The sequence below is a fragment of the Neoluteolibacter marinus genome (genome assembly GCF_014904755.1).
GTDB classification, from domain to species: domain Bacteria; phylum Verrucomicrobiota; class Verrucomicrobiia; order Verrucomicrobiales; family Akkermansiaceae; genus Haloferula; species Haloferula marina.
Genome location: NZ_JACZFQ010000003.1, coordinates 57837 through 78934, shown reverse-complemented (window position 1 = coordinate 78934; position 21098 = coordinate 57837). Strand labels below are relative to the sequence as shown.

The 21098-nt window shown below is 64.7% G+C and carries 20 protein-coding genes and 1 tRNA gene; 11 read left to right on the top strand and 10 right to left on the bottom strand.

What is annotated here, in order from left to right; translation table 11 throughout:
- Positions 1–41: 41 nt before the first annotated feature.
- From thrC to IG178_RS00610, 4 genes are all read left to right on the top strand, one after another.
- Positions 42–1337 (top strand): threonine synthase, encoded by a 1296-nt coding sequence (gene thrC, locus IG178_RS00625; protein WP_193210544.1) that lies wholly within the window; start codon positions 42–44, stop codon positions 1335–1337.
- 8 nt (positions 1338–1345) lie between these two features.
- Positions 1346–1894, top strand: a complete 549-nt coding sequence (locus tag IG178_RS00620) for an ECF-type sigma factor (RefSeq protein ID WP_193210543.1) — start codon at positions 1346–1348, stop codon at positions 1892–1894.
- Positions 1895–1947: 53 nt separating this feature from the next.
- Entirely contained in the window at positions 1948–4971 is a 3024-nt protein-coding gene (locus tag IG178_RS00615) for a protein kinase domain-containing protein (RefSeq protein ID WP_193210542.1), read from the top strand.
- Positions 4972–5040: 69 nt separating this feature from the next.
- On the top strand, positions 5041–5409 hold the full coding sequence (locus IG178_RS00610; RefSeq protein ID WP_193210541.1) for an NADH-quinone oxidoreductase subunit A: 369 nt from the start codon (positions 5041–5043) through the stop codon (positions 5407–5409).
- Between the two features lie 345 nt (positions 5410–5754).
- Here the strand turns inward: IG178_RS00610 and IG178_RS00605 are convergent.
- Positions 5755–5831: transfer RNA gene (locus IG178_RS00605), tRNA-Arg, on the bottom strand.
- A 375-nt stretch (positions 5832–6206) separates the two neighbouring features.
- Here IG178_RS00605 and IG178_RS00600 point away from each other — a divergent pair.
- Positions 6207–6767 carry a hypothetical protein gene (locus IG178_RS00600; RefSeq protein WP_226894600.1) on the top strand — a complete coding sequence of 187 codons (561 nt, stop codon included), beginning with the start codon at positions 6207–6209 and terminating at the stop codon, positions 6765–6767.
- An 11-nt stretch (positions 6768–6778) separates the two neighbouring features.
- Here the strand turns inward: IG178_RS00600 and nadA are convergent, their stop codons facing one another.
- From nadA to IG178_RS00585, 3 genes are all read right to left on the bottom strand, one after another.
- Positions 6779–7717, bottom strand: coding sequence for a quinolinate synthase NadA (nadA, locus tag IG178_RS00595; RefSeq protein ID WP_193210539.1), 939 nt, complete (start codon positions 7715–7717; stop codon positions 6779–6781).
- Positions 7718–7833: 116 nt separating this feature from the next.
- Entirely contained in the window at positions 7834–8403 is a 570-nt protein-coding gene (locus tag IG178_RS00590; protein ID WP_226894599.1) for a bactofilin family protein, read from the bottom strand.
- Between the two features lie 33 nt (positions 8404–8436).
- A complete protein-coding gene (locus IG178_RS00585) occupies positions 8437–9321 on the bottom strand; it encodes a tetratricopeptide repeat protein (RefSeq protein ID WP_193210538.1) in 885 nt (294 codons plus the stop codon).
- A 142-nt stretch (positions 9322–9463) separates the two neighbouring features.
- On the opposite strand from IG178_RS00585, the gene lpxB reads away from it, so the two are divergent.
- A complete protein-coding gene (gene lpxB / locus IG178_RS00580; RefSeq protein WP_193210537.1) occupies positions 9464–10591 on the top strand; it encodes a lipid-A-disaccharide synthase in 1128 nt (375 codons plus the stop codon).
- 92 nt (positions 10592–10683) lie between these two features.
- A complete protein-coding gene (locus IG178_RS00575; protein ID WP_193210536.1) occupies positions 10684–10890 on the top strand; it encodes a hypothetical protein in 207 nt (68 codons plus the stop codon).
- Here IG178_RS00575 and IG178_RS00570 read toward each other — a convergent pair.
- Together IG178_RS00570 and IG178_RS00565 are read right to left on the bottom strand one after the other, a co-directional pair.
- Entirely contained in the window at positions 10884–11501 is a 618-nt protein-coding gene (locus IG178_RS00570) for a RibD family protein (RefSeq protein ID WP_193210535.1), read from the bottom strand. The genes IG178_RS00575 and IG178_RS00570 overlap by 7 nt on opposite strands.
- Positions 11498–12643: a hypothetical protein gene (locus IG178_RS00565; protein WP_193210534.1), complete on the bottom strand. Its 1146-nt coding sequence runs from the start codon at positions 12641–12643 to the stop codon at positions 11498–11500. The genes IG178_RS00570 and IG178_RS00565 overlap by 4 nt, the downstream gene beginning before the upstream one ends.
- Before the next feature lie 73 nt (positions 12644–12716).
- Here IG178_RS00565 and IG178_RS00560 point away from each other — a divergent pair, with 73 nt between their 5' ends.
- Positions 12717–13088, top strand: a complete 372-nt coding sequence (locus IG178_RS00560; protein WP_193210533.1) for a glutaredoxin family protein — start codon at positions 12717–12719, stop codon at positions 13086–13088.
- A 6-nt stretch (positions 13089–13094) separates the two neighbouring features.
- Here IG178_RS00560 and IG178_RS00555 read toward each other — a convergent pair whose 3' ends face one another.
- From IG178_RS00555 to IG178_RS00545, 3 genes are all read right to left on the bottom strand, one after another.
- Positions 13095–14219 (bottom strand): serine hydrolase domain-containing protein, encoded by a 1125-nt coding sequence (locus IG178_RS00555; RefSeq protein ID WP_193210532.1) that lies wholly within the window; start codon positions 14217–14219, stop codon positions 13095–13097.
- Positions 14220–14400: 181 nt separating this feature from the next.
- The gene (locus IG178_RS00550) at positions 14401–14871 is read right to left on the bottom strand and encodes a TPR end-of-group domain-containing protein (protein WP_193210531.1); all 471 of its coding nucleotides are present in this window, start codon (positions 14869–14871) and stop codon (positions 14401–14403) included.
- Positions 14872–14958: 87 nt separating this feature from the next.
- On the bottom strand, positions 14959–15126 hold the full coding sequence (locus tag IG178_RS00545; RefSeq protein ID WP_193210530.1) for a hypothetical protein: 168 nt from the start codon (positions 15124–15126) through the stop codon (positions 14959–14961).
- Between the two features lie 143 nt (positions 15127–15269).
- Between IG178_RS00545 and IG178_RS00540 the strand changes: the two genes are divergently transcribed.
- From IG178_RS00540 to rpoD, 3 genes are all read left to right on the top strand, one after another.
- Positions 15270–15596, top strand: coding sequence for a CHC2 zinc finger domain-containing protein (locus tag IG178_RS00540; RefSeq protein WP_343225901.1), 327 nt, complete (start codon positions 15270–15272; stop codon positions 15594–15596).
- Positions 15597–15652: 56 nt separating this feature from the next.
- Positions 15653–17554 carry a DNA primase gene (gene dnaG, locus IG178_RS00535; RefSeq protein ID WP_193210529.1) on the top strand — a complete coding sequence of 634 codons (1902 nt, stop codon included), beginning with the start codon at positions 15653–15655 and terminating at the stop codon, positions 17552–17554.
- Between the two features lie 104 nt (positions 17555–17658).
- Positions 17659–19632: an RNA polymerase sigma factor RpoD gene (rpoD, locus tag IG178_RS25995; protein ID WP_193210528.1), complete on the top strand. Its 1974-nt coding sequence runs from the start codon at positions 17659–17661 to the stop codon at positions 19630–19632.
- 397 nt (positions 19633–20029) lie between these two features.
- On the opposite strand, the gene IG178_RS00525 is transcribed toward rpoD, so the two are convergent.
- Entirely contained in the window at positions 20030–20929 is a 900-nt protein-coding gene (locus IG178_RS00525) for a DUF808 domain-containing protein (RefSeq protein WP_193210527.1), read from the bottom strand.
- Positions 20930–21098: the final 169 nt, after the last annotated feature.

The following is a 21098-nucleotide window of genomic DNA, read 5'->3' as shown; positions in this document are numbered from 1 at the left end:
TCACCTAGGGCGCGTCGCGGGCCACCCGCGCCGGTCCGGCCATGCTTTACCATTCCACCAACAATCCCGCCCACCGCGTCGACCTGAAGGAAGCGATCCTGCGCTCCCTGCCGCCGGACAACGGCCTTTACATGCCGGACACCCTGCCGGTGCTGGGCCCCGATTTCTGGGCGATCTGGCGGGAGCTGTCGTTCCAGGAAATCGGCTACGCGGTCGCCCACGCCTTCTTCCACGAGGATGTCCCGGCCGCCGACCTGAAGAGCATCGTCGAGGGCACCCTCACCTTCGACGCCCCGCTGGTCACGCTCGCGCCCGGCGACCACATCCTCGAGCTGTTCCACGGCCCGACCCTCGCCTTCAAGGATTTCGGTGCCCGTTTCATGGCCCGCCTGATGGCCTGGCTGACCCGCGGCGAGGACCGGGAGCTGACCGTGCTCGTCGCCACTTCCGGCGACACCGGCGGCGCGGTTGCCTCCGCCTTCCACCGCGTCCCCGGCACCCGGGTGATCATCCTCTACCCGAAGGGCAAGGTGTCCGGCCTTCAGGAAAAGCAGCTCACCACCCTCGGCGACAACATCACCGCGCTGGAGATCGACGGCACCTTCGACGATTGCCAACGCCTGGTGAAGTCGGCCTTCCTCGACCGCGAGCTGTCGGAAAGCCTCAACCTGACCTCGGCCAACTCGATCAACCTTTCGCGGCTCGTCCCGCAGAGCTTTTACTACATCCATAGTGCCCGTCAGCTGCCGGCCGGGGTGGAGCCGGTGTTCGTGATCCCTTCCGGCAACTTCGGCAACCTCACCGCCGGCTTGCTGGCGATGCAACTCGGCCTGCCGGTGAAAAAGTTCGTCGCCGCCACCAACATCAACGACGTCGTCCCCGCCTACCTGCGGAGCGGCGACTACCAACCGCGCCCCAGCGCCGCCACCATTTCGAACGCGATGGACGTCGGCGCGCCCTCGAACTTCGCCCGCATGCAGGCGCTGTTCGGCAATTCCTGGGAGTCGATGAAGGGCAAGATCGAGGGCATGTCGTTCACCGACGACCAGACCCGTGCGGCGGTCCGCGAGGTGAAGGCCTTGCTCGACTACGAAATCGATCCCCACGGCGCCGTCGGCTGGCTCGCAGCGCGGAAGTTCCGCGCCGCCAATCCGGGCAACGCGACCATTACCCTCGAGACCGCCCACCCGTCGAAGTTCCTCGACGTGATGGAGCAGGAGATCGGCAAGGACGCCGTGGCGATCCCGGATCGTCTCGCCGTGCTCGCCGGCCGCGAGAAGGTCGCCGTGCAGCTCCCCGCCGACGAGGCGGCGCTGCGCGAGTGGCTGACCAAGTGACACCCGCCATGGACGACATCACCCGCGTGCTCAATGCCATGGCCGCCGGTGATCCCGCCGGCTCCGCCGAACTGCTCGAGGTGGTCTACCGCGAGCTGCGCGGCATGGCAGCGGCCAAGATGGCCGGCGAGCGCCCGGACCACACCCTCCAACCCACCGCCCTAGTCCACGAAGCCTACCTCCGCCTGGCGGGGAACCGCGGGGACTGGCAGAGCCGCCTGCATTTCTACGGCGCCGCATCGGAAGCCATGCGCCGCATTCTCGTCGACCACGCCCGGCAAAGGGCGGCCCGCAAACGCGGCGGCGGGGCGGCCGTCACCGCGTTGGACGACAAGATTGCCGCCCCCGATCCGGACGAGAAGCTGCTGCGGGTCCACGAGGTCCTCGACGAGCTCGCCCACCGGGATCCACTCAAGGCCGACATCGTCAAGTTGCGGATCTTCGCCGGCCTCGGCCATGACGAGATCGCCGCCCTGCTCGACCTTAACGAGAAGACCGTCCGCCGCCACTGGGAGGCGGCCAAGATCTGGCTCTACCAGGCGATCCGCGGGGCCTGAAAAACTTTCCTTCCTCCTGTCCGCTTTCGCGGCAAGATCCCGCATGGGAGGTCATGATGGATACCCATGACGACATCTTCGCGGTGGCCCGGGAGTTGCCACCGCACGAACGCGAGGCCTATCTCGACGAGGCCTGCGGATCGCCGGAACAACGGGCCCGGGTGATGGCCTGCCTCGCCGACGCCGCGGCCGCGGACGGATTTTTCGCGGACCTCGTCCCGCCGCCGGCACCGGTGATCGCGGAAAAGGCCGGCGACACCATCGGCCGCTACAAGCTGCTCCAGCGCATCGGCGAAGGTGGCTTCGGCGTGGTTTTCATGGCGGAGCAGCGGGAACCGATCGTCCGCCGTGTCGCCCTCAAGATCATCAAAGCCGGCATGGACACCCGCGACGTGATCGCCCGCTTCGAGGCGGAGCGGCAGGCGCTGGCGATGATGGATCATCCGGGGATCGCCAAGGTCTTCGATGCCGGCTCGACCGACACCGGCCGGCCTTACTTCGCGATGGAGTTGGTCCGCGGCGTTTCCATCACCCGCTTCTGCGACCAGCACGAGTACGACACCCGCCAGCGCCTGCAGCTTTTCGGCGAAGTCTGCTCGGCCATCCAGCACGCCCACCAGAAGGGCCTCATCCATCGCGACCTGAAACCGTCGAATATCATGGTCGGCCTCGACGGCGACCGGCCGGTGCTGAAGGTCATCGACTTCGGGATTGCCAAGGCCACCCGCCAGCAGCTCACCGACAAAACCCTGTTCACCCGCTTCGAGCAGTTTCTCGGCACCCCGCTCTACATCTCCCCGGAACAAGCCAGCCTGTCGGCGATCGACATCGACACGCGCTCCGACATCTACAGCCTCGGCGTGCTGCTCTACGAACTCCTCACCGGCAAGCCGCCGATCGACGCCAGCGAGTTGCTTGCCGGCGGCTTCGACGAAATGCGGCGGATCATCCGCGAAAAGGAGGCGCCCAAGCCATCGACGCGGCTGGCCACGATCGACGACGAGGAAATCCGTACCATCGCCAAGGCCCGCCACACCCAGCCGCGGACCCTCGGGTTCCTGATCCGGGGTGAGCTGGACTGGATCGTCCTCAAGGCCCTCGAAAAGGACCGCCGTCGCCGCTACGCCACCGCCAACGCGCTGCGCGACGACCTCGAGCGCTTCCTCCGCAACGAACCCGTCAGCGCCGCCGCACCGAGCCGGCTTTACCAATTGCGGAAGTTCCTGGTCCGTCACCGGGCTGGAGCCGCGATGACCGGCGCGGTCGCTCTGGTGCTGGTGGCTGCCACCGCCATCTCGTTGCGTCAGGCGTTGCGCGCGACCCGTGCCGAGGAAGCCGCCGTCGCGAGCCTCGCGGTGGTCAGGGCGGAGCGGGATGAGAAGGACCGTGCCCGTCGCGATGCCGAAGACGTGGCCCGGTTCCTGTCCGAGGTTTTCCGCAGCCCGGACCCTGCGCGCAACTCCCGCAGCATCACCGTGGCGGAGTCGCTCGCCCGGGCCGCGGCCAAGCTGGAATCGGATTTCGCCGGACAGCCGGAGCGCCGGGCCCATTTCCAGCAGGTCCTCGGCGCCACCTACAACGCCCTCGGCATGTACCCGGAAGCGACCGGCCTGCTCGAGAACGCCCACCGCCAGCAACTCACCGCCTACGGCAAGGACGATGAGCGGACCATGGCCACGGCCAGCGACCTGGCGACCGCCTATTGTTTCAGCCACAAGCCGGGCTATGCCGCCCGAATGCAAGAGGAACTGGTGGAAGCGCTCGTCCGCCTCCGCGGCGCCGACGACCGGCGGAGCATCGGAGCCAAACAGAACCTCGCCACCTCCTACGACCAGATCGGGCGGACCCGGGACGCCCTCGATCTCCGCCGGGACGTGCTGGAGCGGTCACGCCGGCTCTTCGGTCCGGACGATTCGCGGACCGTGGCCGCAATGCAGAACCTGGCCATCTCGGAGGACCGCACCGGGAATCACGCGGAGGCCCTGGCCCTGCGCGAGGAGGTTTATGCAAAGGTCCGGCCCACCCGCGGCGACGAGCACCCCGAAACCCTGCGGGCGATGAACAACCTCAGCATCTCCTTCGACCACGCGGGCCGGCATGAGGAGTCACGGGAGCTCCGCGAGAAGGCGCTCGAGGCCAGCCGCAAGGTGCGCGGCCCCGAGCACCCCGAAACCGTCCAGCTGATGGAGAACCTCGCCGGCTCCTACGAGCACGCCGGCCGTCTCGACGAGGCCGCCAGGCTGCGCGGCGAGGCCGCGGACATCCGGCGGAGGACGTTGGAAAAGGAGCCGCACCAATCGCTTTCGACCATGATCGAGATCGCCCGCGCCTACCGGCAGGCCGGCCGGACCACCGAGGAGCGGGCACTTTGGGATGAAATCGGCCGCGTGGCCGAGGACGAGCTCCCGCCGACTCCCGGCGCCGAGCACTACAATGCCCTGCTTGCCCGCTGCGAATACCGGGCCCGGCAGGGACGATGGCGCGACGCGGCGGCGGACAGCGCTCGGGCCATCGAGGTGGCCGGGCAAAGCATCGGCTACCTCCACTCCGCCGCCTTGCTCCTGAAATCCGGCGACCGCGATGCTTACCAGGCCTTGTGCAAACAGGCACTGGAGAGATTCGCGGAAGGGACCAACCCGCTCGACGCCGAACGGATCGCCAAGACCTGCTGGCTGTGGCCGGACCTCGATTTTGATCATCAGCTCGCTCGTTCCCTCACCGAACGGGCCCAGGTCCTCGATGGCTACTCGCAGCCATGGGCCCTGTTGAACAAGGGCCTGGCCGGATTGAGAAACAGTGACTTCGTGGCCTCGGCCAAGGCCCTGGAGACCTGCCTCGAGACAACGATTGCACCCGAAGGCCGTGCCGCCGCCCTGGCGACACTGGCCATGACCCGATGGCGTCTTGGCCATGAAGAAGCAGCCCGGAAGGCACTCGGCGAGGCCGGGGAGATCCTGGGAACCACCTTTTGCCAGGCGGACGAGTCGCCCCAACTGGTCCCGGTCGGGCAATGGTATGACTGGCTGATCGCGCGCTGCCTCCACGACGAAGCCGCGGAGCTCGTTGGGAGCGAGTGACGATCCACCGGCAGCAGCCTGGATTTTTTCCTACCCATCGGCCGCTCCGGAGCCTATCACGCGGGCCGGATGTCCTCGCAGTTCCTCCCTGTTTTCGTACAGATCCTCGTCGCCATCGGCTTCGCGGCCGTGAGTCTCACCCTCAGCGTGGTGCTCGGGAAATCCGGACGGACGAACAAGACCAAGGACAGCGCTTACGAGTGCGGCATGTTGCCGATCGGTGACGGCGCCCCGCGCTTCTCGGTGAAGTTTTACCTGGTCGCGATGCTGTTCGTAATCTTCGACATCGAGGTCGTCTTCATGTACCCATGGGCGGTGCAGTTCCGCGATCTGGTGAGCCACAGCGTGGTGCCCTTGCTCTCGATGGCGGGCTTCGCCGGCGTGTTGGCATTCGCCTATGTCTATGCCCTCAAGAAGGGCGCTCTGACCTGGCGCTAAGCCCAGGCGCGAGACAGACCACCGGGATTGCCCCCGGGACCATCGTGGCCTGTTCACGAGGGGTCACGCCGCCCTCGCCGCTGGTTCGGGCGAATAGGGTCAGGCAACAGTGGCTAGGTTGCCGACGGCTCCCGTTGAGCCCGCCCCCCGGCCTTCCCGCAGATCGCCGTCCTTCGACGACCTGAACCGGGACGCCGTCCCGAGCGGATGCGTCAGCAATCCCTGCCCTGCGTGGAATGGAACGGGTCGAACCTCGCATCACGAGGCACCTGATTGCGTTCCCGTGCTGCTTTCTCCCGTCCACGAAAAAGCCCTGCAACTGATTCAGCTGCAGGGCTTGTAAAGTGGTACACCCGAAGAGACTCGAACTCCTAACCTTCTGATCCGTAGTCAGACGCTCTATCCAATTGAGCTACGGGTGCTTTGTTGCGCCTTGCGGCGCGGGCGGGAAGAAAGCCGATCAGGGGCTCTACTGTCAAGGAATTCGAAGGTCGGAATCATTTTTTTCCGAGAAGCTCCGGAAACACTTGGCGTCGTCCTGCGCGGGACATCTGTTCCAGCCAGCGCGGACCGTCCACACCACCGTGACGGGTATTGCCAAATTATATTAAGTTTTATTAAATATCGTGATATTCTAACTTGTATTTTGGGTGTTTTTTGAACCCATCCTGATTTCTCAGGTCTCAACCCCTGAAATGAATGTAAAATTTCAACCTTCAGTTGCGGTTGCTGTCCCGCCCCGGCTGCAGGCCCCCTCCAACCCGCGCCCCGCCCGCTTCTGGCGGGGAATCCTGGTGATGACCTTGATCGGGCTCGCGCCGCTGACGGCCTGGTTGATCGGCAGTGGCATCGTCCTCGCGGCTCCGCCGGTCTATCAGAGCAGCGCGATGATCCGGGTGGAGGTCCCTGACGGCAATCCGGCCGCGCTCCGGCGCGAAGCGGCCAAGCTCAAGTCCGATTCCATCGTCAAACCCGCCACCCGGGCGCTGACTCCCGATGGCCGCGCCCCCAAGGATCCGATGGCGGAATATGCCCTGTGGACAAGCCTGACGGTCACCGAGCAGGCGGGACCGAACCTGATCAAGGTGGCCGCCCGCGGATCGGACCCGGGCGAAGCCCGCCGCAAGGTGCTGGCCGTGGCCCAAGCCTACGAGCAAAGCCTCGGCGAAGCCGCGCAGCAGCGGCTGATCTATGTCGATCCCCCGGAGGCCTCACCGGCACGCGTGGCCGATGACACCCGCATGATGCTCGGCGTGGCCGGGTTCGCCGTCCTCGGCCTGCTGCTCAGCATCCCGCTGCTGCGTCATCTGGAGCAAACCATGCCCCTCAGGTCGCTCGCGCTGCCTTTGCCGAACTGAAGCCGGCCAACTTAGCGGGACTGCTCCAGCATCCGCAGCAAGGGGGCCTCGGCGCGCTTGCGGATGTCCTCGGGCAACTCTACCCGCGGGCTGAGCTTGTCGAGGCAATCGTAGAGCTTCTCGAGCGTGTTCATCTTCATGTAGCGGCAGTCGGCACAAGCGCAGCGGTCGGTGGGCCCGGGAATCAGATTCTTGTCGGGAGCCTCCTTGCGGAGCCGGTTGAGCATGCCGCTCTCGGTGACGACGATGATGTCCTTCACCGGCGCCTGCTGGCAAAAGGTCACCATTTTTTCGGTCGAGCACACCTCGTCGGCCAGCAAGCGCACCGCCTGCGTGCACTCGGGATGGGCCACCACCAGGGCGTCCGGATACTCGGCCTTGATCTTGTTGATCGATTCCCGGGTGAACTCGACGTGGACATAGCAATTGCCCTTCCAGAGATCCATCTTCCGCCCGGTTTGCTCCATGACCCAGGCGCCCAGGTTTTCATCGGGCACGAACAGGATGGGTCGATCCTGCGGAGCCTTCTCGACGATGCGGACGGCATTCCCCGAGGTGCAAATCACGTCGCAGAGCGACTTCACGTGCGCCGAGCAATTGATATAAGCGATGACGTAATAGTTCTTCGCGGCATTCTCCTTGAGGAAGACCTCGAGCTCTGGTCCGGGACAAGACTGCTCGAGAGAGCAACCCGCATCCTTGTCGGGAAGCACGACCACCTTTCCGGGATTCACGATCTTCGCCGTTTCGGCCATGAAATGAACGCCGCAGAAAACGATCACGTCGGCCTCGGTCTCCTTGGCCTGATAGGCCAGCCCGAGCGAATCCCCGACGTAATCGGCGAGATCCTGGATGTCGCCGGTCTGGTAGTTGTGGGCCAGGATCACGGCGTTCTTTTCCCGTTTCAGGTTCAGGATCGCGTCTTTCAGGTCGAGGGCGGCGGAAGGCATGGAGAAACGATGGACCTGCCCGCCGGCATCCTCAATGCGGAATCCGGCGGCATCGCGACAAAAAAGAACCCGCCGCGGCGGATCGCCGGGCGGGCCCTCGGGAAAAGGAAATCGGATCAGGCCTTCACACCGGACAGGTTGCCCTGCTTCGGCTGTTCCGCGGCCTTGGACGGCTCCGACTTGGCGGCCGGGGTCGAAGGCGTGCCGACGGCCGACTTGCCGACGAAAATGGCACCGGGCTCCATGGAAAGGGTCTTGGCCTTGATGTCACCGACGACTTCAGCGCTGGCTTTCAACTCGACGCGGTCGTTGGCGATGATGTTGCCGTGGACCTTGCCATAGACGACCACGGTGCCAGTCTTGATTTCCGCCTTGAGGCGGGCGTTCTCGCCGACGGTCAGGTTGCCATCGGAATGGATCTCGCCCTCGATGCGGCCGTCGACGACCAGGTCATTGGTGAACTTGACGGTGCCCTTGATCTCGACATCCGAGCTCAGCACGTTGCGGGAAGGACCCACCGGGCGCTGCGGGGCCGGAGCGGCTTGAGCGGCCGGGGCGGCGGCAGGCTGGCTGGAATAGCTAGGGGTTGCGGGGGTCGGCGCAGCGGCAGGTGCTGGCGTGGGAGCGGCGGGCTCTTCGTCGGTTTTCTGACCGATGACCTTGCGGAATCCGAAACTGTTGCTCATGGCGAGGGAATAGGAATGTGCTGAGGTTGAAAGTCAATTGGATTCCCCTTCAGCCGGGGTCTCCGAAGGATCTTCCACGGGTGGCGCCGGGTCTTCTGCCGGTTGCTCGTCAACAGGATCCACCGGCATCGAAGCATCGCCACTGAGAATATTGCCAAGCGGATTTCCTTCGAGTGAGCCGGGGACCGAAGCTCCCGAAGTGGCGTCGAACTTGAGATCGTCGATCTTGTTCTCGAGCCCGGCATCCGGCGCGGGTGTCGGCGGCGCCTCGATTTCGACCGGAGCGGTGAAGTGAAGCAGCTTCAGGTGCTCGCCCGCTAGGCGCGAGAATTGGTTGGTCCCGAAGTCGTTCTGAGCGCGCTTGTAGGCGTCCTCCGCATCGTCCAGACGACCGTCGGCCTTGGCGAGGTCGCCGAGAGCGATCAGGGCGAAGGGCGCAATGAAACGGGAGTCGGCTGAATCGGCAAGCTCCTTGAAGAGCGTCTCGGCTTCGGCGTTCTTGCCTTGCTGCTTCAGGCGGCAGGCCAAGCTCGCTTTCGCGGACGGAATCGCGGCGTGATCCGGGTCGGCGGCGATAAAGGACCGCAACGTTTCGATCGCCGCGTCCTGCTCACCGTTCTCCCACTGCTTTTGGGAGACCAGGACCTGGGCACTGCCGGCGGCGGCGCTCTCCGGGTACTCGCCGATCAACTTTTCCAGGTCCGGCACGGCGGCAGCCTCGGACAACATCGCGCCCGCGGTCGTCTCGGCGCTTTGCTTGATCCCGCGAATCACGATCCAGGCACTGGTGGCCACCACGATCAGGATGGCGAGGGCGATCATGCCCTTCTGGTTGCGGTCGAGGAAGGCCTCGAACGCGGAAGGACCGTGGGAGATTTCGGCGAGAGGCCGCGGGGTGTCGTCAGTGTCTTCAGCCATTTGCCTAGCGTGGTGCGGGGAGCGATTAAGGGGGCGGTTCGGGCGAAATCAATGACGAATTCCCCTCGCCGAACGCGGGCTTCCCGGAGGCTCGGGTTTTTCATGGCCAGCGCGGGCAAGATCTCCCTATGCTCCGCGCCACATGGCCGGGGCGCTGTATGTCATCGCGGGAGAATTGAGCGGCGACGCCCACGGAGCGGGGATGCTGGGAGCCCTCATGTCCATGCATCCGGATCTCGAGATCCACGGTGCGGGCGGGCCGGAGATGCGGGCGGTCGCCGGCGACGGAATCCGCGACTGGGTCGAGGACGCCGCGGTGATGGGACTCTGGGAAGTCCTCAAGCGCTACGGCTGGTTCAAGCAGCGCTTCGCCGAGATGCTCGCCGAAGTCCGGGCCCTGAAGCCGCAAACGCTGGTGCTGATCGACTACCCCGGCTTCAACATGCGCTTTGCCGAAGCCGTCCGCAACGAGCTGCCCGAAACCAAGATCATCTATTACATCAGTCCCCAGGTCTGGGCCTGGAACAAGGGCCGGCTGCCGAAAATGGCCCGCATCCTCGACGAGATGCTCTGCCTCTTTCCCTTTGAAAAACCGATCTTCGAAGGCGCCGGCCTGCCCACCGAATTCGTCGGCCACCCGCTGGTGGACGAACTCGCCCATGACCGCACCGCCGGCCCGCGCGAGGACGATCTGGTCGCCCTGCTTCCCGGCAGCCGCGAGCGCGAGGTCTCGCGCTTGTTCCCGATGATGCTGGAGTCCGCCCGCCGCCTGCAATTGAAGCGTCCCGGGACCAGGTTCGAAGCCTGCGCCGCCTCCGCCAAGCTCGGCCAGCGGATGCGGGAAATGGTCGAGGCCGCGAAGATGACCGACACCGTCCGCATCCTCGACGGCGGCGCCCACGCCCTCATGCAACGCGCCGCCTGCGGCGTCGTCGCGAGCGGCACCGCCACCCTCGAGGCCGCCTATTTCGGGCTCCCCTATTGCCTCGTCTACAAGGTCGCCTGGCCCACCTACCTGGTCGCCCGGATGGTGGTGAAAATCGAGCACATCGGCCTGATCAACATCCTCGCCGGCGAACGGGTGGTGGAGGAATTCATCCAGTCCGAGGCCGATCCCGTGCACGTCAAGCGGTCGCTGCTGCGCTTCCTGGACGACGACGCCCACCGCGAGGAGACCCGTCGCAAGCTGCTCGCCACCGCCGCCAAGCTCGGCGGGCCAGGCGCCCACCTGCGGGCCGCCTCGGCGATTTCCCGGTGGGTCCGCAAGTAGTTCGGTACCGGCGAACCGCCGCGATCCCCTGTGGCGTTTCCATGCCCTTGCCACTTGCCATCGGCGGTCGATCCGCTAAATCCGGCGGCGGGATGAAATTGACCACGATCTTCGCCGCTGCCTCCACCGGACTCTTCCTCGCCTCGGTTTCCTGCGAGCGCCACCCTTGGGAAGAGACCAAGGCCCTGCACGAACATCACGGCAGCCACGACGCAGGTCACGGTGAAAAACACGGCGACGGTCACGCCGAGGGCGCCGCGCACGACGACGGCGGCCACGAGGTGGAGCAAGCTCACTGAGCTTTCCGCCGGTAGCTGAGGAAGCACTCGCCCAAGTCGGGCCGCGGATCAAAGCCCACGAGTTCGAAGTCGTGTGATGCCGGCAGGAACCCGCCCGGCACCCCGCTGAGGGTCGGTGCCTCGCGCCCCCCGAACAGTGTGTGGCCGGCCCAGGTCAGATAGATTTCATCGATGGCATCCAGCTCAGCCAGCGACTTGACCAGCTCCCCGCCGCCTTCGCAATGAAGCCGCTTCACGCCGGCTTCCGCGAGCATTGAGAGAAATCCGGCCAGGCTGCCCCGGTGAGCGGTGACTCCCGGAACCTCGGGCAGCTTGCCTTCCGTCACCAGCAAATGCACCGGCCCGCCCGGCGTGTGAAACAGCGGGTGATCCGGATCAAACCTGCCGCTGCGCGAAACGACGCAGCGCCACGGATCTCCCGCAGACCTCATCGTCATCCGGTCGGCCTCCAGGGTCCCGCGCCCGACCAGGAGTGCGTCGACCCCTTTGCGCAGGTCCAGCAGACGCGCATGGTCTTCGCCCGACGTCCACCCGGACGGCCGCCGCTCCACCGACGAGATTTTCCCGTCGGCGGAGAGGGCGAGGTTGAGTGATAAAAACGGCCGGTTCATGAAATCTGCGGACTTGGCCCGCCCATTCGGAGCACTCGCTTCTTTCGCCAGATCAACCACCCGACCAGGGATGCGACCGCAATTGCCACCAGCAGCAGAAAAAGCCGGACTTGCTCAAACAGCGGCAGGGGTGTCCGCGGCAGCGCCGGAAACTCCCGCTCTTCCCACTCGCTCCAAAAGTCGGGATCCGTATCGGGGTGCCGCCCCTCCTTGAAACGGGCCTCCTGATAGTCAATCCGGGACTGTTCCCGGGCTCGAGCAATACTCCGAGTCTCTTCGTACCACCCGCGGAGTTCCGGAGAGTGTCTCGCGAAATCCCCGTGCCGCACGCGGACGTGAGACTCGACCGGATAGAGACTGCGTCCTCCCTCCTGCTCGATTTCTCTCAACCGGCTTTCGACCAATAGCGAAACACTGCTGGCTCCATCCGCTTGAACAACCGAGCCCAAGGCATCGAACACATCGACGCTTTCCCAAGCGCTGCCCAAATGGATCAAACCAGCCAGCCCTGACTCGGCATCTTCCCATTCGGATCCCGCCAAGCCGCCTCCTTCGATTCTCCTGGTTGGGAAGACGCCCACGAAATTGGGCAAGGCAGCCTTCGCATCGTCAAATCCATTCAGCAGCCACTCAAACAACATCAACTGATACTTCTCCCTCCCGAAGTGGGCGTCAGGATTCAGCCGGATCGCCTCGGCGATGCAATCCACCGCGGCTTTCAAGTCCGCGGGGTCAGCATTCCTCTCTTCGGCCGGACGAGTCGCCCAGCGATTCCCCAGAAACGACCCGAGGTTCGCGAGATAGCGGTAGCGATCCATCCTCACGTCCTCGGAGGGCCTCACATCGAGCACCGCTCTTTTCTTCTCCATCCAGACGATCGCCTCATCGAAACGCCCCAACCGGTCACAGGCCACGCCGGCGTCGTCGTAAAGGTCGAGCTTGCCGGGATCCGATTCCAACTCCTTTGCCACCCGCTCCAAGCGCATCTCGTAGTAGCGCGGCGGATAGCGGTCGAACCATCCGGTGATCACCTTCACCGTGTCCAGCCGGCCTTTCGCCTCCTCCCTCAGGGTGTCGCGATCCCAGATGCATGCGGCAGCCGGAAGCGCCGACAGGATGAGCGAAAAAACCACACCTTTCACTCCACGATCTAACGGGCTGCTTGTCCGCGTGGCAAGGCTTGCGGGGTCGCCGGGACCATGTATTTTCCGCCCCATGAGCAAGCCCCAACCGAAAATCACCGCCTACCTCAAGACCTTCTGCGGCTGGAGCGAGGGCGTCCGCGCGATCATGCGGAAATACGACCTTCCCTACGAGGAGAAGGACATCATCAAGAACCCCGCCTTCCGTTGGGAAATGGAGCAGCGCAGCGGCCAGTCGCTGTCGCCCTGCGTCGAGATCGACGGCACCATGCTGCCCGACATCTCGGGCGAGGAGGTCGAGGCCTGGATGATCCAGAACGGCTATCTCGAAGCCAGCGACACCCCGGCCGATGCCCCGACCAACTCCGCCTGCAGCGACGAGCAGCACGAGGCGATGGCCCGCGGCGAGTTCAAGCTGCCCGGCAAGATCAAGTTCCTCGGTTGAGGCGGCTCACGAAAACAGCGCCCGCACCAGATCCAGGCTCTTCGGCCCGGGCAGAACGCTGAGTTCCATCTGGTTCATCACATAGGCGAAGCTGACCCCGCTGTCGGGATCGCCGAAGGCGTGGCTTCCGCCCGCCCCCGGATGACCGAAGGCCCGCACCGACGGCCCGTAGAGTTCCCGCGCCTTCGCGCCGCCGGCGTCGAGCGGATCGAGCTGGCAACCGCAGGAGAAGGCCGTCGGCTGGATCAACACCCGGTCGTCTCCGCTGGTCCGGACCTGCGACAAGGCCTGTCGCACCCGGTCGCCGAGCGGGCTCTCGATGGCGCCAATCGCCGCCTGGTAGAATTTCGCCAGCGCCGACGCCGAGCCCACCCCGCCCATGGCCGGCAGGCCGGCCGACCAGGCTTTCGGATCGTTCATTTCCTGCACCGAGTGGAGTCCCCGCGGCGATCCGAACGCCCGCCGCGACAAGGAACCCTCCCGATTGAACTCGCGGTAAAACCCGCTCTGGAAATCCTCCGCGGCCGCCTTCCCCGGATAAAGGCGGGCGACCCGCGGCCACTCGCTCTCCGGCAGGCCGATCCAGAATTCCAGTCCCAGCGGCGCCGCGATCTCGTCGTTCCAGACCGCCCCCAATGGCTTGCCGGTGATCCGGCGAACCGGCTCTTCCAGCAAGAACCCGAAGGTCCGCGGGTGGTAGCCGTGGCCCTCGCCGGGGCGCCATGCCGGCGCCTGCGACTCGACCGCCGCGATGACCTCGGTGTGATCCCAGACCGAAGCCCGCTGATCGAGGGCCGCCAACCCGCACTGATGGGAAAGCAAGTGGGCGAAGCTCGCCTCCGCCACCGGAAACTCCGGCCACACCTCTCGCACCGGCGTTTCGGGCCCCAATCCCCGGGAATCGAGCACCATCAGCAGCGTCGCCGCCGCTGGCCCTTTGGTCGCGGAGTAAACCGGCACCAGGGTGTCCGAGGACCAGGCGCGGTTCTTTTCCTTGTCCCGCCAGCCGTCGTGGACGGCGAGCATCTCTTCCCCCCGCCACCACACGCTGACGGAGGCCCCGAGTTCGCCCCGGGTGCGGAAATTCTCCTCGAAGAGGGAAAGCAATTCGCCGAGCGCGGAAGGAGACATGCCCTTGACCTGACCGATGGCTGCCCGGCGTGCAACCGGAAGTAGCACAACGTTACACGTTGTGGACGTGGCAAGGTCGACAGCTCTAGGGTGGCACCCCCTGCCACGTCGCCCCGATTCCGGGAAACTCCGACCTTCTCCGGTGAGACAGCGTCCCCACCCCGCAACTTGAAAAGTCGCGCTACTTCACCCCGTGGCGCAAGCCGTCCAGATCGGCATCTTCCTGCGCCGAATCCTTCAGCGAGGCGTCCATTTCAAAAGCCCGCTCCAAATGCGACTCCGCCCGTTTGCGGTCGCCCAAGACCGCCAGGTAGCAGGCGATGTTGTAGTGGAACAAGGGATCCTCGATCAGCGTCGCCGGCCCCCGCAGCAACCAATCGCGGGCCGCCAGCGTGTCGCCGGTTTCATGGAGGCAATACGCGGCATGAATGAAGAACCGCGCCTCTTTCGGCTCTTTCAGGCAAAGCAGCCGGCCGGTGTCCGCCGCCGCATTCCACCGCAGCGACTCCATCTCCGCCAGCAAGCGCAACTCCAGCGCGTGCCGCCTCATCCGGTCCCGTGCCGAAAGCGATGCCAGTTCCGACAGCGCTTCATCGGGCAAGCCGAGTTCCAGCCAGCCCAGTGCGGACCTCAAAATCCGGAGGTCGTCCATCAGTGGCACGCTAGGAAATTCGCCCCGCCAAGGCAACCTGCTTTTCCAAGCAGCCAAAGGCGCAAAGGGGCGACAATTGCCGCGGCGTCAGGCATCCGAGCGAACCCTCACCGGCTTCAGTGCGGGTTCCACACGCAAGCGCCCGGCCTCGTCGCCCACCCTCTTGAGCAGCGCGATCAAGTAGGCGTTCAGGAAGTATTCCTTGAGCAGCAACTGACGGGTCTCTCCATTGGCATTCTTGCGGACGATTTTCATGATGGTCGGATGTTCGGATCCACGGAGGTATTCCATCGATCCGTGTCACCATCCCCCGGGATCGTGACGCCGCATCCGAAAAGTTAGAAATCTTTCGCGCTTTCCCGATTCTCCCGATCCGCCAAGCTCCCCCCACTCCCGCCGTGCCGCAGATCTCCCGCGAAACCACCGAGCAAGTTCTCGCCGCCACCGACATCGTGGACGTGATCGGCGGATACATCCCGGTGAAGCGCGCCGGCCCGTCCTTCAAGGCGCTGTGCCCCTTCCACAACGAGAAGACTCCGTCCTTCAGCATCAACCCGCAGCGCCAGTTCTTCCACTGCTTCGGCTGCGGAAAAAGCGGTGACGCCATCACCTTCGTCCGAGAATACGAGAACCTGACCTTCACCGACGCGGTCAAGAAACTCGCCTCCCGGGCCGGCATCACCGTCATCGAGGATACCGACGAACCCGGGAATCCAGAAAGTTAGAAATCTTTCGCGCTTTCCCGATTCTCCCGATCCGCCAAGCTCGCTCCACTCCCGCCGTGCCGCAGATCTCCCGCGAAACCACCGAGCAAGTTCTCGCCGCCACCGATATCGTGGACGTGATCGGCGGCTACATTCCGGTGAAGCGCGCCGGCCCGTCCTTCAAGGCTCTGTGCCCCTTCCACAACGAGAAGACGCCGTCCTTCAACATCAACCCGCAGCGCCAGTTCTTCCACTGCTTCGGCTGCGGGAAAAGCGGTGACGCCATCACCTTCGTCCGCGAATACGAGAACCTGACCTTCACCGACGCGGTCAAGAAGCTCGCCTCCCGGGCCGGCATCACCGTCGTCGAGGAAGCCCCGGACCCGAAGGAGGACCGCGCCCGCCGCCAGCGCGGACGCCTGCTCGACATCCACCGCGAGGTCGCCCGCTTCCTCCACGAGATGCTTTTCACCCGCGAGGCCACCCACGCCCGCGACTACCTGAAGTCGCGCGGTTTCGGCAAGGAGATGGCCGTTCGCTGGCAGGTCGGCTGGATGCCCGAGCGCCCCCAGGTCTTCATGGACTGGGCACGCGCGAAAAAGTTCAGCGGCCGCGACCTCGTCGATTCCGGAATTTTCGTCCAGAAGGAACAAGGCGGCATCTATGTCCGCTTCCGCGACCGCCTGATGTTTCCGGTCTGCAACGACTACGGCGACGTCATCGCCTTCTCCGGCAGACAACTCCGTGAAGACCCCCGCAGCGGCAAATATATCAACTCGCCGGAGACCGCGTTGTTCAAGAAATCGAACGTTCTGTTCGCCCTGGAACGCGCCCGCAAGTCCGTCCTCAAGGAAGACGCCGTGCTGATCTGCGAAGGCCAGATCGATGTCATCTGCTGCCACGAGCAGGGCATCGAGCATGCCGTCGCCACCCTCGGCACCGCGCTCACCGAAAACCACGCCCGCCTGCTGCGCCGCTACGCGAAGAATGCGATCCTCTGCTACGACGCCGACAAGGCGGGGATCGCCGCCACCGAGAAGGCCTTCCGGGTGCTCGCGGCGGAAAGCATCCCGGTCCGCGTCGTCCGCATGCCGGCCGGCGAGGACCCCGACTCCTTCATGCAGAAGAACGGGGCGGAGGCCTTCCGCTCCATCCTCGCCAATGCGGGCGATTTCTTCGATTCCGTGATCGACCGCGCCGCCGCCGAGAACCGACTCGCCGACACCCAGCAACGGTCCGCCTTCGCCCGCGAATGCGCGTCCCTGCTCTCGGTCATCGCCGACCCCGTCAGCCGCGACGGCATGATCAACCACGTCGCCACCCGTTTGCGCGCCGGGGTCCCCGAGCTGCGCGACGCCGTCCTGCGGGCCGCCCGCAAGGCGAAGTTCCAGCCCGCCAACCGCCGCCACGACTCTGAACCGGAACCCGAAAAGACCGAACCCGCGGCGATCGATCCGGTGGTCGGCTACCTGTGCAGCCTGGCCCTCCACTCGCAAGCCGCCCAGGACTGGCTGGGCGAGCAATTCGAGACCCTCCACGAGGCCTCCGACCACCTCGCCGGCATCCCTCTGCTCGAGTCGATCCTCTCCGCCCGCCCCGACGCCGCCTCGCATGCCGCCGTGAACAGCTTCATGGCGGGACTGCCCGAAGCCCAGCGGCTGGCCCTTCTTTCCGATCCGACCTTCCACAACGATCCGCCGGAAGAACCGGTCGCCGCCGCGGAAATCGCACTCGCCGAACTAAGCGCAAGGGTCCTTCACCGACGTGACGAGAGCGTGAAGGCCCAGATGGCGCGGCCCGACCTACCTCCCGATGAAATGATCCGCCTCCTCCAGGAAACCAAACAGATCGCCGACCTGCTCAAGGGCATCAACCAGCGCTTCGTTTTCAGCGACCGCTTCGCCCCTTCGCGCAAGGCTTCGCCAAAGCCCTTCGATCGCCGGAAACCCCCGTTTCCCGGGCGGGAAAACAATTCTTGACGACCCCCGGTGCGCTCCGAATATTCCCGCCCGCTTCGGAGCCCGGTCCGTTCGCCCTATAATGGGTGAGGTCTGCCCGGAACTTCCTTACATCCCTTCTGTCCATGTCCTCAAAGAAAGCTGCTTCTTCTGCCAAATCGCCGGCCGCCAAGCCAAAGGCAAAAGCGGGCTCGACCAAGCCCGCCGCTGCGAAAAAGCCCGCTCCCGCCAAAGCCAAGAAGACGGCCAAACCGGCGGCCAAGAAAGCGGCCGCGCCGGCCTCCAAGGCCAAGGCAGCCCCGGCACCCAAGAAGCCTGCAGCGAAAGCCGCGACCAAGGCAGCCGCGAAGCCCAAGCCGAAGGCCACCAAGGCCGCGCCCGCCATGGAGGAGAAGCCGAAGGCCGCCAAGCCGAAGGTGGCCGCCGCCGAGCCCGAGGTGAAGATCGAAGCCGCCGCCCCCGCGCCGGCCGCCAAGGAAAGCACCAAGCCGCGCATCGATACCCCCGAGATCCAGGAAAAGATCCGGGAGCTGATCAAGCTCGCCAAGGAGCAGGAATATCTCACTTACGATGATATCAACGAGATCCTGCCGAACGATCTCGTCGAACCCGCCGACGTCGAGGCCATCATGGAGCGCCTCCGCAACATGGAGTTCGACATCATCGACGCCTCCGAGGTCGACCGCTTCAAGGACAAGAAGCGCGACGACGACTCTGACGAAGTCGATGACACCAAGGACCAGAAGCTCGACATCCTCGACGATCCGGTCCGGATGTATCTCAAGCAGATGGGCCAGGTCCCGCTGCTGACCCGCGAGCAGGAAGTCGAGATTTCCAAGCGCATCGAGGATGCCGAGATCGAGGTTGCCAAGCACCTCCACCTGTTCGGATTCGCCGCCGAAAGCTACCTCGAGCTCGCCGACAAGCTCATCAAGGGCAAGGAGCGCTTCGACCGCGTGATCCTCGACAAGAAGATCGAGAGCCGCGAGCGCTACATGAAGATCCTGCCCAAGCAGTGCGAACAGCTCAAGCAGCTCCACGACGAGAACGACGACCTGTTCCGCCAGCTCTCCGCCAAGAACCCGCGCGGCAAGAAGAAGCTCGAGGAGACCTTCAACAAGAACCTCCAGACCCTTCACCGCATCTTCACCCGCTTCTACTTCAAGCAGAAGGTGGTCGAGGACTTCTGCGAGCAGGTCGAGGACTACCAGCAGAAGTTCTGGAAGTACGGCCGCAAGCTGCAGGCGGATCCCGAGGACAAGGAGTTCGTCACCAAGCTGCGCGAGGTCCAGCAGCGCTGCTGGCACGAGGTCGAGTCGTTTGAGGAGAACAACAAGAACCTCCGCCATTGGCTCAAGGAAGCCCTCAAGGCCAAAACCGAGATGGTCGAGGCCAACCTCCGCCTGGTCATTTCCATCGCCAAGAAATACACCAACCGCGGCCTGTCCTTCCTCGACCTGATCCAGGAGGGCAACATGGGCCTGATGAAGGCGGTGGAGAAATTCGAATACCGCCGCGGCTACAAGTTCTCGACCTACGCGACGTGGTGGATCCGCCAGGCGATCACCCGCTCGATCGCCGACCAGGCCCGCACCATCCGCATCCCGGTGCACATGATCGAGACGATCAACAAGCTGATGCGGGTGCAGAAGCAGCTCGTCCAGGAATACGGCCGCGAACCTTCCCCGGAAGAAATCGCCGAGGAGATCCACCTGCCCGTCGAGCGCGTCCGCGCCGTCCTCAAGATGGCCCAGCAGCCGATCTCGCTGCAGGCCCCGGTCGGCGATTCCGACGACACCTCCTTTGGTGACTTCATCGAGGACAAGACCGCCGACAACCCGATGGAGGAAGCCGGCTTCTCGATGCTCAAGGACAAGATCAAGGACGTCCTCGACACCCTCACCGAGCGCGAGCGCGAGGTGCTGGAGCAGCGTTTCGGCCTCAAGGACGGCTACAGCCGCACCCTCGAGGAAGTCGGCCGCCAGTTCCAGGTGACCCGCGAGCGCATCCGCCAGATCGAGGCCAAGGCCTTGCGCAAGATGCGCCACCCCACCCGCATCCGCAAGCTCGAGGGCTTCATCGAGCTCCCCGGAGCTTGATGCTCCTTTCCGGAAAGGCCGGTCCCTGCCCAGGGGCCGGCCTTTTCTTTTGATGCCGTCGACATGACCCGCGGCGCAGCCGCCCTTGGACTGCTGCGATGATTCGCAGCTTTCGAGTAGACGGTGGATCCGGCTGCCCGGGTGGACGGAGTTGACCTGCCGACATCCATTCCATCTCCGGTCACAAGCTGCCGCAGTCTGCATTCGGAAAGCTGCGAAGGATCGCAGCAGTCCGAGGGCCTTCGGCTGCTATTGGAGCCGCAGCGAGAATCGAGGGACGGGCGCTGTCAGGTCGCTTGCTGCCACCCGGCCTGCGGAATCCTCCCTTCACTCGAAAGCTGCGAATCATCGCAGCAGTCCAAAGGCCTTCGGCTGTCATCAACGGCGGCCGCAATACTCAGTGCGCCTTCCCCATCCGCTTCATCAAGGGATGCACCACGGCCAGCACCAGCGCCCCGCAGGCCACGCCGAACAGGCCGTTGAAGGCATACTCCGCCACCTTCGCAAAGCCTCCCCAGCCCTCGACCAGGTGCAAGACCCAGTGATGCGCCGGCTTGATGCCGTGCAGCAGGATCTGGCCGCCCACCAGGAACATCGCCGCGGTGCCGGCCACCGACAGCAGCTTCATCAGGAAGGGCGCCGCCCACAGGATCGAGCGTCCGATCCCCTGCGCCAGCGCGGTCTTCTTCTGACTCAGGAACAAGCCGAGGTCGTCAAGCTTCACAATGCAGGCCACCAGGCCGTAGACGCCGATCGTCATCAGAACCGCGATCGTCGACAGCACCATGGCCTGCTTGGCAAAGGTTTCTTCGGACACCACTCCAAGGGTGATCACGATGATCTCCGCCGACAGCACGAAATCGGTGCGGATCGCACCCTTGATCTTGGCCTTCTCGTCGACCTTTCCCTCCCCGAGCGCCGCGAGCTCCTCCTTCGCCTCTTCCGCTGATTTCTTCCGGCGATGGGCCGCGAGGTGAACCAGCTTTTCCACACCCTCGAAACACAGGTAGGCACCGCCCACCATCAGCAGCGGCGTCACCGCCCACGGCGCGAAATGGTTCAACGCCAGTGCCGCGGGCACCAGGATCAGCTTGTTGACGAACGAGCCCTTCGCCACGCCCCACACGACCGGCAGCTCGCGCTTCGCGACCACCCCGCTGACCTGCTGGGCGTTCAGAGCCAAATCATCGCCCAGCACCCCGGCGGTCTTCGAGGCCGCCGTCTTGGTCATCACCGAGACGTCGTCGAGGATCGACGCGATATCATCCAACAGGGCGAGCAAGCTTCCTCCGGCCATGCGCGAATCATGGCGGCAATTGGACCGGTCGCGGCAAGGCACAAATTGAACCAAAATCCGGCGAGACGCCCCTGATTTGCCCCTTGCCAAGCCGATCTCATGGAACCTTGACTCCAGCCAGTGATGCGAAACATCCACAGCCTCTGGCTCTCAGCCCTTATCATTCTGT